12 protein-coding genes and 6 tRNA genes are annotated in these 15,035 nt (G+C 61.2%); 1 reads left to right on the top strand and 17 read right to left on the bottom strand.

The genetic code is table 11. The features are described 5' to 3' along the window. Window positions 1-175: 175 nt before the first annotated feature. A complete protein-coding gene (locus tag OX459_RS07165) occupies window positions 176-2,326 on the bottom strand; it encodes a TonB-dependent siderophore receptor (RefSeq protein WP_289904356.1) in 2,151 nt (716 codons plus the stop codon). 382 nt (window positions 2,327-2,708) lie between these two features. Between OX459_RS07165 and OX459_RS07160 the strand changes: the two genes are divergently transcribed. Further along, window positions 2,709-4,418, top strand: coding sequence for a methyl-accepting chemotaxis protein (locus OX459_RS07160; RefSeq protein WP_289904355.1), 1,710 nt, complete (start codon window positions 2,709-2,711; stop codon window positions 4,416-4,418). 25 nt (window positions 4,419-4,443) lie between these two features. Here OX459_RS07160 and OX459_RS07155 read toward each other — a convergent pair whose 3' ends face one another. The 16 genes from OX459_RS07155 to lepB all read right to left on the bottom strand — a co-directional run bounded on the left by OX459_RS07155 (window position 4,444) and on the right by lepB (window position 15,034). Next, a complete protein-coding gene (locus tag OX459_RS07155) occupies window positions 4,444-4,896 on the bottom strand; it encodes a hypothetical protein (RefSeq protein WP_289904354.1) in 453 nt (150 codons plus the stop codon). A gap of 33 nt (window positions 4,897-4,929) precedes the next feature. Further along, window positions 4,930-6,417 carry a SulP family inorganic anion transporter gene (locus tag OX459_RS07150; RefSeq protein WP_289904352.1) on the bottom strand — a complete coding sequence of 496 codons (1,488 nt, stop codon included), beginning with the start codon at window positions 6,415-6,417 and terminating at the stop codon, window positions 4,930-4,932. Window positions 6,418-6,696: 279 nt separating this feature from the next. Beyond that, window positions 6,697-6,770: transfer RNA gene (locus OX459_RS07145), tRNA-Cys, on the bottom strand. Between the two features lie 42 nt (window positions 6,771-6,812). Then, window positions 6,813-6,888, bottom strand: a tRNA-Gly gene (locus tag OX459_RS07140). A gap of 83 nt (window positions 6,889-6,971) precedes the next feature. Continuing rightward, window positions 6,972-7,047, bottom strand: a tRNA-Gly gene (locus OX459_RS07135). 56 nt (window positions 7,048-7,103) lie between these two features. Beyond that, window positions 7,104-7,179 (bottom strand) — tRNA-Gly (locus OX459_RS07130). A gap of 71 nt (window positions 7,180-7,250) precedes the next feature. Beyond that, a tRNA-Gly gene (locus OX459_RS07125) sits at window positions 7,251-7,326 on the bottom strand. Window positions 7,327-7,418: 92 nt separating this feature from the next. Then, a tRNA-Gly gene (locus OX459_RS07120) sits at window positions 7,419-7,494 on the bottom strand. Window positions 7,495-7,599: 105 nt separating this feature from the next. Next, window positions 7,600-8,184, bottom strand: a complete 585-nt coding sequence (gene pgsA / locus OX459_RS07115) for a CDP-diacylglycerol--glycerol-3-phosphate 3-phosphatidyltransferase (RefSeq protein WP_034749601.1) — start codon at window positions 8,182-8,184, stop codon at window positions 7,600-7,602. 127 nt (window positions 8,185-8,311) lie between these two features. After that, window positions 8,312-10,192, bottom strand: a complete 1,881-nt coding sequence (gene uvrC / locus OX459_RS07110; RefSeq protein ID WP_077406680.1) for an excinuclease ABC subunit UvrC — start codon at window positions 10,190-10,192, stop codon at window positions 8,312-8,314. Between the two features lie 24 nt (window positions 10,193-10,216). Further along, entirely contained in the window at window positions 10,217-10,612 is a 396-nt protein-coding gene (gene acpS, locus OX459_RS07105; RefSeq protein WP_092714701.1) for a holo-ACP synthase, read from the bottom strand. Between the two features lie 20 nt (window positions 10,613-10,632). Continuing rightward, entirely contained in the window at window positions 10,633-11,394 is a 762-nt protein-coding gene (gene pdxJ, locus OX459_RS07100) for a pyridoxine 5'-phosphate synthase (protein WP_289904349.1), read from the bottom strand. 42 nt (window positions 11,395-11,436) lie between these two features. Beyond that, complete coding sequence (gene recO, locus OX459_RS07095) at window positions 11,437-12,294, bottom strand: DNA repair protein RecO (RefSeq protein ID WP_289904348.1); 858 nt, start codon at window positions 12,292-12,294, stop codon at window positions 11,437-11,439. Between the two features lie 28 nt (window positions 12,295-12,322). Further along, window positions 12,323-13,225, bottom strand: a complete 903-nt coding sequence (gene era, locus OX459_RS07090) for a GTPase Era (RefSeq protein WP_099667265.1) — start codon at window positions 13,223-13,225, stop codon at window positions 12,323-12,325. Between the two features lies 1 nt (window position 13,226). Next, a complete protein-coding gene (rnc, locus tag OX459_RS07085) occupies window positions 13,227-14,042 on the bottom strand; it encodes a ribonuclease III (protein ID WP_077406693.1) in 816 nt (271 codons plus the stop codon). 74 nt (window positions 14,043-14,116) lie between these two features. After that, window positions 14,117-15,034 carry a signal peptidase I gene (gene lepB, locus OX459_RS07080; RefSeq protein WP_099667264.1) on the bottom strand — a complete coding sequence of 306 codons (918 nt, stop codon included), beginning with the start codon at window positions 15,032-15,034 and terminating at the stop codon, window positions 14,117-14,119. Between the last annotated feature and the right edge of the window lies 1 nt (window position 15,035).

The raw sequence follows: 15,035 nt of genomic DNA, 5'->3' as shown, positions 1-15,035 counted from the left end.
ACAAGGCTTAGTCCGCTGGAAAAATTGCCTTTAGTCAATATTAATTTGACGATACCGAACGTTCCCTCTAAACAATGCCAGCCTGCCCGGCACGCTTGCACATCGCTACCCACCCACGAAAAAAAACCCGCTCGCGAGCGGGTTTTTGGGGATGCGGCCGAACTGCCAGGCCAAATTACAGGCTGTAGCGCAAGGTCAGCGCCACATTGCGCGGCGCGCCCGGCAAGCTCAGGTTCGGGCTGGAACCGTGGCCCGACACGATGTAGCGCGTGTCGCCGATATTGTTGACGTTCAGCTGCACTTCATAGCGGCCCGTGCGGTACGCGGCCATGGCGTCGGCCGTCACATAGCCTGGCAGCACCACCGTGTTGCCCGGATTGGCGAAGCGGCTGCCGACGGCGTTCGCGCCGCCGCCCACCGTGAAGCCGTGGCCCAGGTCTTTCGTCAGCCACAGGTTGGCCGTATTGCGCGATGTCAAGGTCGCGCGCTTGCCCTTGACCGGCACTTCTCTGGCGACGGTGCCGCCCGGCACATTGACGCTCTTGTCCTTGGCGATGGAATCGGTGATGGTGGCGTCCAGGTAAGCGTAGCCGGCCATCATTTTCCAGCCATCGTGCAAGTCCGCGTTGAAGGTCAGTTCCAGGCCATCCGTACGCTGCGTGCCGACGGGCACGATGCGGTTCGTGATCGGGTCGCTGGTCTTGATATTGTCGCGCTCCAGGCGGAACAGCGACACGGTGGCGTTGGCGCGGCCGCCCCACAGGTCATACTTGGCGCCCACTTCCGTGTTGCGCGTGGTTTCCGGCGCCAGGTCGGCATTGTTGGCGGCCAGGGCGAAGTTCTCGCCGCTCGGCTGGAACGAGCGGCTCCACGACGCGTAGTACGATTGCGTCGCGCCCGGTTGCCAGACGAGGCCGGCGCGGGGGCTGTAGGCCGAATCCGTGCGCGACAGATCCGCCGTCGTCACGCCAAGCGCATTGGCCAGGCGCGACTGCTGCTTGTAGCGGTCGTAGCGCAAGCCGGCCAGCGCCTTCCACTCGTCGCTGAAGCTGATGGCGTCCTGCACGTAAGCGGCGGCCGTGTCGTAGGTGCCGAACGTATCGCTTCGCGACCCGAGATTACGCGGATCGACTACCGGCAACTTGGGGTTGAAGATCGATATAAAGTCCTTCGGCACAGGGCCAGTCCAGCTGCTGGAATCCTTGTTTTGCTTGCCGAATTCGGCGCCGTACAGCACTTCGTGGCGCATGGTGCCCGTGACCAGCTTTTGCGTCAGTTCCGTCTGGTTGAACCAGCCGCTCTCGTCCCGGTTGAGCTTGGCGTGCCTCAGCTGCATCATGCCATTGACTTCGTTGACGTTGCCGAAAATATTCGTGTTGTTGCGGTCCAGGTGATAGTCGTAGTAACGGAAAGCATTGCGCAGCGACAAGCTATCGCTGAATTTGTGCGTCAGGGTGGCGGCCGTGGACACCACGCGCGACTGACTGAAGTCGGCATCGCGGGCGTTGGCGGCACCGTAATACGTGCCCGCATCGACGGCGACGGGACGGCCTTGGTAGGACGGGATGCCGAAGTCCGTCAGGCGGCGGTCTTCCAGGTAATCGCCCTGCAGCAGCAATTTGGTGGCGCTGGAGAGGCGGATGGCCACCGACGGCGCCAGCGCCGTGCGGTTGATGAATTGCTGGTCGCGGTAGCTGTCCGACAATTCGCGCGCGCCCGTGACACGCCAGTCCACCGTCTCGCCGACACGACCCACGTCGACTTCGCCGCGGCGCCCTGCTGTGTTCGTCAAGCTCAGCGCCACGTCCGCGATATCCACGCCCGGCTTCTTCGTGATGCGGTTCACCAGGCCGCCCGAGGAACCGCGGCCGTACAGCACGGCGGCCGGTCCCTTGATCACTTCCAGGCGCTCCACGTTCGACAGGTCGCGGAAATACAGCGCATCATCGCGGAAGCCGTCGACGAACTGGTCGCCGATGGCCGTGAAGCCGCGGATGAACACCTGGTCGCGCTGGCCGTCGCCCGTGGACAAGCCCACGCCGGGGATGTTCTTCATGATGTCCTGGATAGACATGGCGTTCTGGTCGCGGATGACGGCGGCCGGCACCACGTTGATCGTTTGCGGCACGTCGCGCAAGGCCATTTCCGTCTTGGTGCCGCTGGCGGAGGTGGCGGCCACGTAGCCATCCTTGTCCTTCGACGCCGTCACGGTGACGGCGGGCAAGCTTTCCTGTGCCCACGCCGCCAGTGGCGTGGCGCCCAAGGTCAAGGCGCCCAGTACGGCGATGGTGATCGGTTTACATCCTGGCTTGCGCTGTTGCTGCATACAATTCCCTGGTCGAAGTTTTAATACGAATGATTATCATTAGTATTTTATCAGCCAGCGATGGGAAAAGTAAGGATGAATGTAAGTGATAGTACTTATTAACTAGGTACTTGACGTAAAAAAGCAACAGGAAATCAATATCAAAAAATAATTAAAATTGCCGTCAGAAACTATTTCCCTGCGTCAATGCTATACTTGCGGCTTGCTGGGCAGCGGTCAGCCTGACCGATATGCCCCTTGCTTTACCTCCATCGCCACGCTCAGCGTGGCGCGCCGCACAGCCATCACGCGGCACCCGAAGACCCCGATCCCCTGCGCCTTGCGGCGCCTGTCTGCCCCTGCTGGCGGCGGCGATCATGACTATTAAACTGTTAGGAATTACATGAAAAACCTGAACATCGGCAGCCGCCTTGGCGTCGGCTTTGCTGTCGTATTGCTGTTGCTTGCCGCCTTGACCATCACCGCCCTCGTGCGCATGCAAACGGCCAGCGACCTGACCTATCGCCTCATCAATACCAGCATCAAGAACCAGCGCATGGTGGCCGAATGGTCGAAGATCATCGAACTGAACAGCGTGCGCGGCGTCGCCTCGTTCGAGATCACCGATCCGGTCGTGCGCGCCAAGATCGAGGAAGACTTGAAAGTCGATGCGGAGCGTTCCAGCAAGCTGCAGGACGACATCATCGCGTCCTTGCTCAACCCGGCCGTGATCGAGCAGTTCAAGGTCGTGCGCAAGGTGCGCACCGATTACGTGACGACGCGCGCACGCGCCTTCAAGATGAAGGCCGACGGCGACGTGGCGGGCGCCAAGATCGTGTTCGACAAGGAAGTCGCGCCCATCACCGTGGCTTACCTGGCCGAAGTGAAGCGCTTTGCCGGCATGCAGATCAAGGCGGCCGACGGCGTCGGCGCCAGCATCATCGAAGCTTACAGCGGCACCCGCATCTTCCTGATCACCATGGGCGTGCTGGCCGTGCTGATGGGCATCGGCTTTGCCTGGTGGATCACGCGTTCGATCACCGGCCCCATCCGCGCCGCCGTGAAAGTGGCGGAAACCGTGGCAGCGGGCGACTTGAGCAGCGTCATCACGGCGCAAGGCCGCGATGAAACGGGCCAGCTGATGCATGCCCTGAAAACCATGAACGATAGCCTCGTCGGCATCGTCGGCCAGGTGCGCAGCGGCACCGACACCATCGCCACGGCCTCCGCGGAAATCGCCGCCGGCAACCAGGACCTGTCGTCGCGCACGGAACAGCAAGCCAGTTCGCTGGAAGAAACGGCCTCGTCGATGGAAGAACTGACCTCGACCGTCAAGCAAAACGCGGACAATGCGCGCCAGGCGAATAAACTGGCTGGCGACGCGGCCGGCATCGCCAGCCGCGGCGGCGCCGTGGTGGCCGAAGTGGTCGCTACCATGAGCGAGATCAATACCTCGTCGAAGAAAATCGTCGATATTATCTCGGTCATCGATGGCATCGCCTTCCAGACCAACATCCTGGCCTTGAACGCGGCCGTGGAAGCGGCACGCGCCGGCGAACAGGGTCGCGGCTTTGCCGTGGTCGCCACGGAAGTGCGCAACCTGGCGCAGCGCTCGGCAGCGGCGGCAAAGGAAATCAAGGGCTTGATCGACGACTCCGTGCAAAAAGTCGACGTGGGCACGGACCTGGTCGACAAGGCCGGCAAGACGATGGAAGAAATCGTGCAAAGCATCGGCTTCGTCACGTCGATCATGAGCGAGATCAGCAACGCCAGCGAAGAACAGAGCGCGGGCATCGAGCAAGTCAACCAGGCCATTTCCGAAATGGACCAGGTAACGCAGCAAAATGCAGCCCTGGTGGAAGAAGCCTCGGCAGCGGCCGAAGCGATGCAGGAACAGGCGAGCGAACTGGCGCAGGTGGTGAGCGTCTTCCGCCTGGACGCCAACGCGGCGGCCACCGACCGTTTCAGCGTGAAAACCGCGCAGCGCAGCGCGCCCGCAGCGCCCGCAGCCGCGCCGGCCCGCCAGGCTACGGCCCCTGCCCTACGCCTGCCCGTGACGCGCGCCAGCAGCAAGGCGAGCGCACCGGCCGAAGGCGAGTGGGAAGAGTTTTAAATCCGCTTCTGCAAGCCGTGCGGCATCACGCCGCGCGGGCTTGCGCCTGGGTGATCAGTGCCGCCAGCTCGCGCGGCGCGGATTGCCCCAGAAATTCCAGCGCCAGCGCATCCGGATCGATGGCGGCATCCGCCGGCAAGCCATGCTCGAAGCCCCCCACCATGATGCGGCAAAAATGCGGCGACTCCGCCCGCGTTTCCACATACCAGCAGCCCGCATGGCCTTGCACGAAATATTCGCCGATAAAGTAGCCGAGCATGGTTTTCACCCACTGCCAGCTCTCGTCGCGAATGACGATGGTGCGCATGGCCGCATCGATGTACGGCAGGTATTCGGCCGCGTTCGTCAACACTTCGTGCGCCGGCTGGATGCCCAGGCGCTCAACAAAATTCACCAGCGAAGCGCCCAGCGCGTCATAGTAGGCATCAAAAGCCGTTTGGCTTTGTTGCAATAATTGTTCTTGTTCGTTCGACAGCATTCACACTCCACAGACATTCAGCAATCCAATATTTTACGCCACGCCCACATCCACCCCGGCCCGCTGCAGCAAAGCCTCGTTGCGGGCGGACAGATGCGTCACCTGCAGATGCTTGCCTGCCCTGTCATAGCGCTCATACAGCGATTCGATGGCGGCGATGGCCGAGTGGTCGGCCATGTGCAGATGCCGGCAGTCGAGGATGACACGGGCCGGGTCCGACGCTGCCTGGAACAGTTCCTGGAAATGCGTGGTGGAAGCAAAAAACAGGGTGCCATGCGGCAGGTAGACGCGCATGCCTTGCGTGCTGTCATCAATGTCGGCACGCATGTCGCGTGCATGTTGCCAGGCAAAATTCAAGGCGGCGATGACGATGCCGCACAGCACAGCCATCGCCAGGTCCGTGAATACCGTGATCACCGTCACGGCGACGATCACCAGCGCATCCTGCAACGGCACCTTGCCCAGCACGCGCAAGGAACCCCAGGCAAACGTCTGCTGCGCCACGACGAACATCACGCCCACGAGGGCCGCCAGCGGGATGCGCTCGATCAGCGGCGACAGGAACAGAATGAACAGCAAGATCATCACGCCGGCCGTCACGCCCGACAGGCGCGAGCGGCCGCCGGAACTCAGGTTGATCATCGTCTGCCCGATCATGGCGCAGCCGCCCATGCCGCCAAACAGGCCCGAGACGACGTTCGATGCGCCGAGGGCGATGCATTCGCGGTTCGGCTGCCCCCGCGTTTCCGTTATCTCATCTGTCAGATTAAAAGTGAGCAAGGTTTCCAGCAAGCCCACCATGGCCATCAGCGCCGCATACGGGAAAATGATGTGCAAGGTAGCCATATCCAGCGGCACAGCAGGCCAATGCAGGGCCGGCAAGCCGCCGGCGATATGCGCGAGGTCGCCCAGGGTGCGCGTAGGCAAGCTCAAAACATGGCTGAGTACGCCCACGCCCAGGATGGCTACCAGCGCCGGCGGCACGGCTTTTGTCAGGCGCGGCAGCACGTAGACGATGGCCATGGTGAGCAGCACCAGGCCACCCATCACGAGCAAGGGCGTGCCTTGCAGCCAGGCTTCGCCCTGCGGCGTGGCCTGGCGGAAGTGTTCCAGCTGGGACATGGCGATGACGATGGCCAGGCCATTCACAAAACCCAGCATCACGGGATGGGGCACCATGCGAATCAACTTGCCCAGGCGCAAGATACCGAACAGCGCCATCAAGATACCGCCGAGCACCACGGTGGCCAGCAGGTATTGCACGCCGTGTTGCGCCACCAGCGCCACGATGACGACGGCCATGGAGCCGGCGGCGCCCGAAATCATGCCGGGACGTCCGCCAAAGATGGCCGTCATGGCACAGATGATGAAGGCGCCATACAGGCCCATCAGGGGATTGAGCTGCGCCACCAGGGCAAAGGCGATGCATTCTGGCACCAGGGCAAATGACGTGGTCAAGCCCGCCAAAACGTTTTTTTGCAGGTTCGAGTACCACTCATCCCGAAAAGTTGTGTTGATCATTGATACGTATCCAAAGTCGGAACAGGAAAATGCCGGCCGGATGGAGAATAATCAGGCGCAGCCATGCCAACGGGCGTCACAGAAACGCGGCGCTGAGGTCGAACGGAACAGGAAAGTCGTCAGTGACTACATCGGTATGGCGGAAAGGGGGAGGTTCATCAAGGCGCCAGGCGGCGCGGCTGAGCTTGCCGGCATTATACAAGATGCGCCGCCGGCAAAAGCCTGGCCAAAGCGCAGACAAAAAAAAAGCCCACTCGAAAGTGGGCTATTTTTTTCATCTGGAGGCGAGGACGGGAATCGAACCCGTCTAAACGGCTTTGCAGGCCGCTGCATAACCTCTTTGCTACCTCGCCAGAGGAACTGCTTGGATGCGCCTTGCGGCCCACCTTGAAAACTGGAGCGGGAGAAGAGTCTCGAACTCTCGACCTCAACCTTGGCAAGGTTGCGCTCTACCAACTGAGCTACTCCCGCATTGGAGCTTGGTTACCGCATAATCGCGCCGCGCATGGCGGCGGATAAAAAAAGGAAGCCAGCTTAGCTTCCCTTTAGAATTCTGGAGCGGGAGAAGAGTCTCGAACTCTCGACCTCAACCTTGGCAAGGTTGCGCTCTACCAACTGAGCTACTCCCGCATTGGAGCTTCTATTTTCTGCTACTGCCATTCTTGCTGTACTGCTTCAGCTTTCGCTGGAGCGGGAGAAGAGTCTCGAACTCTCGACCTCAACCTTGGCAAGGTTGCGCTCTACCAACTGAGCTACTCCCGCATACGAACCGCTATTTTACTGCCTTTTGCTACCGTTTACCAGTGCTGCTTTACTGCTGATCCAGTATTCACTGGAGCGGGAGAAGAGTCTCGAACTCTCGACCTCAACCTTGGCAAGGTTGCGCTCTACCAACTGAGCTACTCCCGCAGTGGACAACATTGTATCAGAAGCTCTACTACATCGCCAGTACTACTTTTTACTGCATTTGCTGTTTTTACCTATGACACGATCCAGAAAACTGGAGCGGGAGAAGAGTCTCGAACTCTCGACCTCAACCTTGGCAAGGTTGCGCTCTACCAACTGAGCTACTCCCGCGTCATCAACAACAGGCCAGCATTATAGAGGGATTACAAGGGCTGTCAACGGGCAATATCTGGTCTTTTGCAAAATATTCCGCACAAAGCAGCCGCCTGCCTATTCTTAGTGCAAATTTCCCGCTTTTTCCTTGATGAGCGGCCATGCCAGGCGCAAGTAATAGAACATCGACCACACCGTCAGCACGCAGGCGATCCACAGCAGCTTCTCGCCCCATACATGGGTATCGATCGCGCCAAAGATCACTTCGTGATACAGCAGCAAGGGAATGGCCGTCATTTGCGCGGCCGTCTTGATCTTGCCGATCGAGCTGACGGCCACCGATTTCGAGGCGCCGATCTGCGCCATCCATTCGCGCAGCGCGGAAATCGTGATTTCGCGGCCGATGATGATGAAGGCCAGCACGGCATTGACACGGTCCAGCTGCACCAGCACCAGCAAGGCGCCCGCCACCATCAATTTGTCGGCGACCGGGTCGAGGAAGGCGCCGAAGGCCGAGGTCTGGTTCCAGCGTCGCGCGAGGAAGCCGTCGAACCAGTCGGTGACGGCGGCAACAATGAAGACCAGGGTGGCAACCAGGTTCTGGTCGCCATGCAGCAGCATCGACGGCGGCAAATAAAACACGCCGACGACGAGCGGAATCAGGGCCACGCGCAGCCAGGTCAAAAGGATGGGAATATTAAAAGGCATAAGGGTGCAATCGGCCGACGGGTAAATTGAATATGAAGAAAGTGTGAAGAAAGCGCCACTAGTCTACATGGCCCCAGGGTATTAGCCTAGTCCGGTTGCCGCGGCACCGGACCAGGCAGCTCTATCATCAGTGCAGCTGCTTGTAGATTTCTTCCGCCAGCTGCGTGGAAATCCCTTCCACCGACATCAGGTCTTCGACGCTGGCGTCGACCACGCCGCGCAAGCCGCCAAAGCGCGACAGCAGCTTCTGGCGGCGCTTGGCGCCGATGCCCTCGATCTCTTCCAGGCGCGAGGTCTGGCGCGTCTTGGCCCGCTTGGCACGCATGCCCGTGATGGCGAAGCGGTGCGCCTCGTCGCGAATTTGCGCGATCAGCATCAGGGCCGCCGATTCCTTGCCCAGTTCCTGGGCCGCGCGGCCATCGACGAACAGCAGGGTTTCCAGGCCCACCTTGCGCCCCTCCCCCTTGGCCACGCCGACAATCAAGCTGATATCGAGTCCCAGCTCGGCGAACACCTGGCGCGCCATTTCGATCTGGCCCTTGCCGCCGTCGATCAAGACCACGTCGGGCATGACGCCATCGCCATTCGCCACTTTTTCATAGCGGCGCATCAGGACCTGGCGCATGGCCGCGTAATCGTCGCCGGGGGTGATGTCGTTGATGTTGTAGCGCCGATATTCGCCGTTTTGCATGGCGTGGTGGTGGAATACGACGCACGACGCCTGCGTCGCCTCGCCCTGCGTGTGACTGATGTCGAAACACTCCACGCGCAGGCTGTCGAGGTCTTCCGTTTCCAGGCGCAGCGCCTCCGCCAGCGCGCGCGTGCGCGATTGCTGCGAGCCCTGCTCCGACAACAATCGCGCCAGCGAAATCTCGGCGCCCTTTTGCGCCATCTCAAGCCATTGGCGGCGCTGCCCCTGCGGCTGGAAGATCAGGTTGATGCGGTGGCCGCACTGCTCCATCAGCGCCACCATCAGGGCCGGCTGGTCGAATTCGATATTCAGGATCAGGGTGCCGGGAATGAATTTTTCCGTGTAGTGCTGGGCCAGGAAGGCGGCCAGCACTTCCACCTCGATCGGCTCCTCGGCAATGGCAGCCGCATCGCTGAGCTGGCTGGGGAAGTAGGCGCGGTCGCCCAGGTGGCGTCCGCCGCGCACCATGGCCAGGTTGACGCAGGCGCGCCCGCCCTGCACCAGCACGGCGAGGATGTCGACATCGGCGTCGCCCGTCGTTTCCATGCTTTGCTGGTGCAGCACGCGCGACAGCGAAGCGATCTGGTTGCGCACCACCACAGCTTGTTCGAACTTCAGCTCGGCGGCAAACGCGTGCATCTTCTTTTCCAGGTCGGCCATCACCTCGCTCTGGCGTCCGCGCAGGAAGCGCGCCGCATTTTCCACGTCGTTCTTATAGTCTTCCTTGCTGATCAGGTCCACGCACGGCGCACTGCAGCGGCCGATCTGGTGCAGCAGGCAGGGCCGCGTGCGGTTGGCGTACACGCTGTCCTCGCAGGTGCGGATCAAAAACACCTTTTGCAGGATCTGCATCGATTCCTTGACGGCCCAGGAACTGGGGAACGGCCCGAAATACTGGTTTTTCTTGTCCACCGCGCCCCGGTAATACACCATGCGCGGCGCATCGCCATTGGTGATCTTCAGGTATGGATACGACTTGTCGTCGCGGAACAGGATGTTGTAGCGCGGTTGCAGCGCCTTGATCAGGTTGTTTTCCAGGATCAAGGCTTCCGCCTCGCTGTGCGTGACGGTCGTTTCCAGGCGCGCGATGCGCTCGACCATCATGGCGATGCGGGGACTGGCCAGGTTCTTCTGGAAATAGCTGGACACGCGCTTTTTCAGGTCGCGCGCCTTGCCGACGTACAGCACCTTGTCGGCGGCATCGAAATAACGGTACACGCCGGGCAAGTTCGGCAGCTTGGCGACGGTGGCCAGCACCTGCGCGCGCGGGTCGGGCGGCGTTTCCGCCAAGGAAGATTCTGGGCTTGCTTCGGTCATTGCTGGCTCATTGCGCACTTATAGTTACACTGCTTGCTCCACGATCACGAACGCGACCGCATATTCTTCTTCATCGCTGATGGTCACTTGCGCGCTCAGGCGGTGCTTTTCCATGAACTCGGCCAGCACGCCGCTGCAGACGATCATCGGCTTGCCGCTGGGATGGTTCAGCATCTGCGCGGCGGGCCAGGTCATCGGCATGCGCAAGCCCAGGCCGATGGCCTTGGAAAACGCCTCTTTCGCCGCGAAGCGCGTGGCGAGGAAGCGCACGCCGCGCACGGCATTCTTGGCGCTGCGGGCACGGAACTTTTCCAGCTCCTGCGGTCCCAGTATCTTTTTCGCGAAACGCTCGCCGTGGCGCGCCAGGGCCGCCTCGATGCGGGGAATCTTGCAGATATCGGTACCGATGCCGTAGATCATGCTGCCTCCTTTATGCGCGCTTATGCCTTGCCGGCGATGCGCGTGGCCACCATGATAGCCTTCATTTCGCGTACGGCATTTTCCCAGCCGACAAACACGGCGTGCGCGACGATGGCGTGGCCGATATTCAGCTCGGCAATATCGGGAATGGCGGCAATCGCTTGCACGTTGGTGTAATGCAAGCCGTGGCCCGCGTTGACATTCAAGCCGCGCCCCACGCCGAACAGCACGCCCGCCTTGATGCGTTCCAGCTCGGCCAGCTGCTCGGCGCCTTGCGTATCGGCGTAGCGGCCCGTGTGCAGCTCGATCACGGGCGCACCCAGCTCGGCGGCGGCGGCGATCTGTTGCTCATCGGCATCGATGAACAGGCTCACGCGGATACCCTCGCCTTGCAGTTGCTGCACGGCCGCCTGCACTTCCTTGAAATAGCGCACCACGTCCAGGCCACCCTCGGTCGTCACTTCCGTACGCTTTTCCGGCACCAGGCACACGTCCGCCGGCTTGATGCGGCAGGCGAAGTCGATCATCTCGGCCGTCACGGCCGCTTCCAGGTTCATGCGCGTGAGCAATTGCGGGGCGATGGCGATCACGTCCGCATCCTTGATGTGGCGGCGGTCTTCGCGCAGATGCAGGGTGATGGCGTCGGCGCCCGCCTGTTCGGCCAGCAGGGCCGCGCGGATCGGGTCCGGGTAGGCGGTGCCGCGCGCATTGCGCAAGGTGGCCACGTGGTCGATATTGACGCCCAGGTCGATGACGGGGCCGGAAGGCTGCAAAAAGCTCATAGTGATGGTATCCGTAAAGTGCTGTCCTGCTGCAAACCGCAGCTACAGCTGCATTAAATCGATCAGTATCTGGCGCGTATTCAAGGTGGCGCCGCCCAGTTGATGGGCCAGCAAAAAACGCATCAGCAGCTTGCTTTGCGCCTGCGTGGCCACGTCCAGATAATCTTCGCGCTCCATGTCGAGCAGGGTCTTGCCCGTGATCCTGGGCCAGGCATCGCTGGCGCGCGCCGGGCGCGGCCCCCGTTCCGGGTCGACCACGTACACCTGCCCCGCCTCGACGGCCTGGCGCGTGCCCGTGCAGCGCGTCAGGTCGGCCGCCACGCCCGTTTCCTTGAGCAGGGCGCGCTCGAACTTGCGCAGCACGATGGGCGGCGGCTCATTGTGCGCCAGTTGATTCAAGGTGGCAACGTAGTGGTCGAACAGGACGGGATGCGGATCGTCGCGCGCGAGCAATTTGACCAGCAATTCGTTCAAATAGAAGCCGCACAGCAAGGCGGTCTTTTCCAGCGGCAACATACCGCCCACCCATTCGGCGCCCGTCAAGATGCGCAGCTCGGACTTGCCCGTCCAGCCCGCCTGTAGGGGCTGGAAGGTTTGCAGCACGCCGCGCAACTGCGAATGGGGCCGCTTGGCGCCCTTGGCGACGAGCGCGATGCGGCCGTATTCGCGCGTAAACACGTCGACGATGAGGCTGGTTTCTTTATGCGGATAGCTGTGCAGCACGAAGGCTGGCTGGCCCGTGATGCGTCCGTCGCGCGCGGGCGGACGGCTGCGCCGCGGCGCGGCAGGAGTGACAGGAGCTGCGGCCGGCGGCGCGATGGCCGCCGGCGCGGGGACAGGTGCGGATGCAGCAGATGAAGCTGGCGCAAGATCGTGCAGCGCTGGCGTGGTGGTGCTCATGCGTGTGGCGTCGCCCCCGGGTTGCGGATTACTCGTAGCCGTAGGCGCGCAAGCCCGCCTCGTTGTCGGCCCAGCCCGATTTGACCTTGACCCAGATTTCCAGGTACACGGGGCCGCCGAACAGCTTTTCCATGTCCAGGCGGGCCTGGGTGGAGACTTCCTTCAGGCGCGCGCCCTTGTTGCCGATGATCATGGACTTGTGCGTATCGCGCTCGACCAGGATGGCGGCAAACACGCGGCGCAGATCGCCTTCCTGTTCGAATTTCTCGATCAGGACGGTGCTCGTGTACGGCAGTTCGTCGCCGACAAAACGGAAGAGTTTTTCGCGCACGATTTCCGAGGCGAGGAATTTCTCGCTGCGGTCCGTGATATCGTCCGGTCCAAAGATAGGCTGGTTTTCCGGCAGGAAACGCTTGATCTCGTCCTGCAAGCCTTCCAGCTGGAAGTGCAGCTTGGCGGAAACAGGCACGATGGCGGCGAAGTCGCGCATGGCGGCGATCTTTTGCGCGAACGGCAGCAACACGGCCTTGTCCTTCACGCGGTCCGATTTATTGATGACGAGGATGCACGGCACTTCCTTCGGCAGCAGATCCATCACTTGCTGGTCGGCCGGGCCGAAGGTGCCCGCCTCGATCACGTACAAGATCACGTCCGAGGAAATCAGGGTGTTGGTGACGGTCTTGTTGAGCGTCTTGTTCAGCGCGTTCGAATGACGCGTCTGGAAGCCCGGCGTGTCGACGTAGATGAATTGCGCGTCCGGCACCGTCTGGATGCCCGTGATGCGGTGGCGCGTCGTTTGCGCCTTGCGCGAAGTGATGCTGACCTTCGCGCCGATCAGCACGTTCATCAGGGTCGATTTGCCCACGTTCGGGCGGCCCACGATGGCGATATAGCCACAGCGGAAGTTGTCGGGCATTTTGGTGGCTGTCATGCTAGTGTCGATTCTGTTTAGTGTGAGCGGCGATCGCCGGGGCAGCTGGGGCTGCCGCGTCGTCGCTCTGGATGGTGGCAATACCGGCCAGCTTGAGCTGGGCGGCGCGCGGTTTCGGCTTGCGGCTGGCGGCTGGCGACTTCAACAGCGCCTGCTCGGCCACGTCGAGCGCCAGTTTGGCGGCGGCTTGCTCACCGGCGCGGCGGCTTCCGCCACGGCCGTAGACCTGGATGTTCAATTTCGGCACCAGGCATTCGATCTCGAATTCCTGGCTGTGGGCGGCGCCGTGGGTAGCCACCACGTTGTATTGTGGCAGCGAAATTTTCTTGCTTTGCAAAAACTCCTGCAGCAGGGTCTTGGCATCCTTGCCCAGGGTTTGCGGATCGACCGAGTCGAGGATGGGGATGTAGAAGGCGCGGATCACCGTGCTGGCGGCGTCGAAGCCCGTGTCGAGGAAAATCGCGCCCAGCAAGGCTTCCAGGGTGTCGGCGAGGATGGACGGACGGCGGAAACCGCCCGATTTCAGCTCGCCTTCGCCCAGGCGCAGGAATTGCGACAGTTCCAGCTTTTGCGCGATTTCATACAGCGACTGCTGCTTCACCAGATTCGCGCGCAGGCGCGACAGGTCGCCCTCGTCGATGGACTTGAAGCGCTCGTACAGGATGGAAGCGACCACGCAGTTGAGGATGGAGTCGCCGAGGAATTCCAGCCGCTCGTTATGCAAACTGCTGTGGCTACGATGCGTCAAGGCTTGCTGCAACAGGCCAGCATCCTGGAACGTATAGCCTAAACGGGTTTGCAATAACTGAAGATTCATTGTTGTTTCTGTGTCATCTGAGTAATTCGGCTGGCCGCCGCGCGGGGAATCGGCGCGGCAGCCATAGGGACGGCTTAGTGTATGCCGCCCACGCGTTTCGGATTGCTGAAGTTCATCCACACCAGGAAAGCCTTGCCGACGATGTTCTCGTTCGGCACGAAGCCCCAGTAGCGGCTGTCCGCGCTATTGTCGCGGTTGTCGCCCATCATGAAGTAGTTGCCTGCTGGTACTACACAAGTGAAACCGTCTTCGTTGTAGTCGCACGACTCCTTGTGCGGGAAATCCTTCACTTCGCGCAAGTTCAACGTAGGAGCGGGCTCGTCGTTGAGGATGCGGTGGCTCACGCCTGTCAGGTTTTCTTCCAGCTGCTTGTGGTAAACGGTGCTTTCATCGTCCAGGTAGTCGTCCAGCGGCGTGTATTGCACTTCCTTGCCGTTAACCGTCAAACGCTTGTTTTCATAGGTGATTTTATCACCGGGCACACCGATCACGCGCTTGATATAGTCTTGCGACATATCTTTCGGGTACTTGAACACCATGACATCGCCGCGCTGCGGATCGTTGACTTCAATGATGCGCTTGTTGACGATCGGCAAACGAATGCCATAAGTAAACTTGTTGACCAGGATCAAATCGCCCACCAGCAAGGTCGGCACCATCGAGCTCGACGGGATCTTGAATGGCTCGTACAGGAACGAGCGCAGGCAGAACACGAGGGCGATGACGGGGAAGAAGCTGCCCGAATATTCGACCCAGGTCGGCTGGCGCAACAGGGCCGCCTCGATGGTGGCGCGGCTGCCGCCCGCATCGGACTTGATGCCCTCGGCGGCCAGCTTGGACTGGCGCGCATCGAACTCGGCCAGGGCAAGGTCGGCCGCCTTGCGGCGCTGCTTGGACAGATAAAACACATCCAGGCACCAGACCAGGCCCGTCAACACCATCAGCACGAACAGGATTAAAGCGAAATTTCCTAAAATCACTTGCAGGTTCATG

Source organism: Janthinobacterium sp. SUN026 (genome assembly GCF_030397625.1).
Classification (GTDB): Bacteria; Pseudomonadota; Gammaproteobacteria; order Burkholderiales; family Burkholderiaceae_D; genus Janthinobacterium; species Janthinobacterium kumbetense.
The sequence above is the reverse complement of the archived record's forward strand: the minus strand, read 5'-3'. Positions and strand labels throughout refer to the sequence as shown.

Bases quoted from the DNA above. Each gene is read 5' to 3' on its own strand.
- OX459_RS07160 (WP_289904355.1), top strand. From the start codon at position 2,709: ATGAAAAACCTGAACATCGGCAGCCGCCTTGGCGTCGGCTTTGCTGTC.
- OX459_RS07155 (WP_289904354.1), bottom strand. From the start codon at position 4,896: ATGCTGTCGAACGAACAAGAACAATTATTGCAACAAAGCCAAACGGCT.
- era (WP_099667265.1), bottom strand. From the start codon at position 13,225: ATGACAGCCACCAAAATGCCCGACAACTTCCGCTGTGGCTATATCGCC.
- rnc (WP_077406693.1), bottom strand. From the start codon at position 14,042: ATGAATCTTCAGTTATTGCAAACCCGTTTAGGCTATACGTTCCAGGAT.
- lepB (WP_099667264.1), bottom strand. From the start codon at position 15,034: ATGAACCTGCAAGTGATTTTAGGAAATTTCGCTTTAATCCTGTTCGTG.
- recO (WP_289904348.1), bottom strand. From the start codon at position 12,294: ATGAGCACCACCACGCCAGCGCTGCACGATCTTGCGCCAGCTTCATCT.
- acpS (WP_092714701.1), bottom strand. From the start codon at position 10,612: ATGATCTACGGCATCGGTACCGATATCTGCAAGATTCCCCGCATCGAG.
- pdxJ (WP_289904349.1), bottom strand. From the start codon at position 11,394: ATGAGCTTTTTGCAGCCTTCCGGCCCCGTCATCGACCTGGGCGTCAAT.
- uvrC (WP_077406680.1), bottom strand. From the start codon at position 10,192: ATGACCGAAGCAAGCCCAGAATCTTCCTTGGCGGAAACGCCGCCCGAC.
- OX459_RS07150 (WP_289904352.1), bottom strand. From the start codon at position 6,417: ATGATCAACACAACTTTTCGGGATGAGTGGTACTCGAACCTGCAAAAA.
- pgsA (WP_034749601.1), bottom strand. From the start codon at position 8,184: ATGCCTTTTAATATTCCCATCCTTTTGACCTGGCTGCGCGTGGCCCTG.
- OX459_RS07165 (WP_289904356.1), bottom strand. From the start codon at position 2,326: ATGCAGCAACAGCGCAAGCCAGGATGTAAACCGATCACCATCGCCGTA.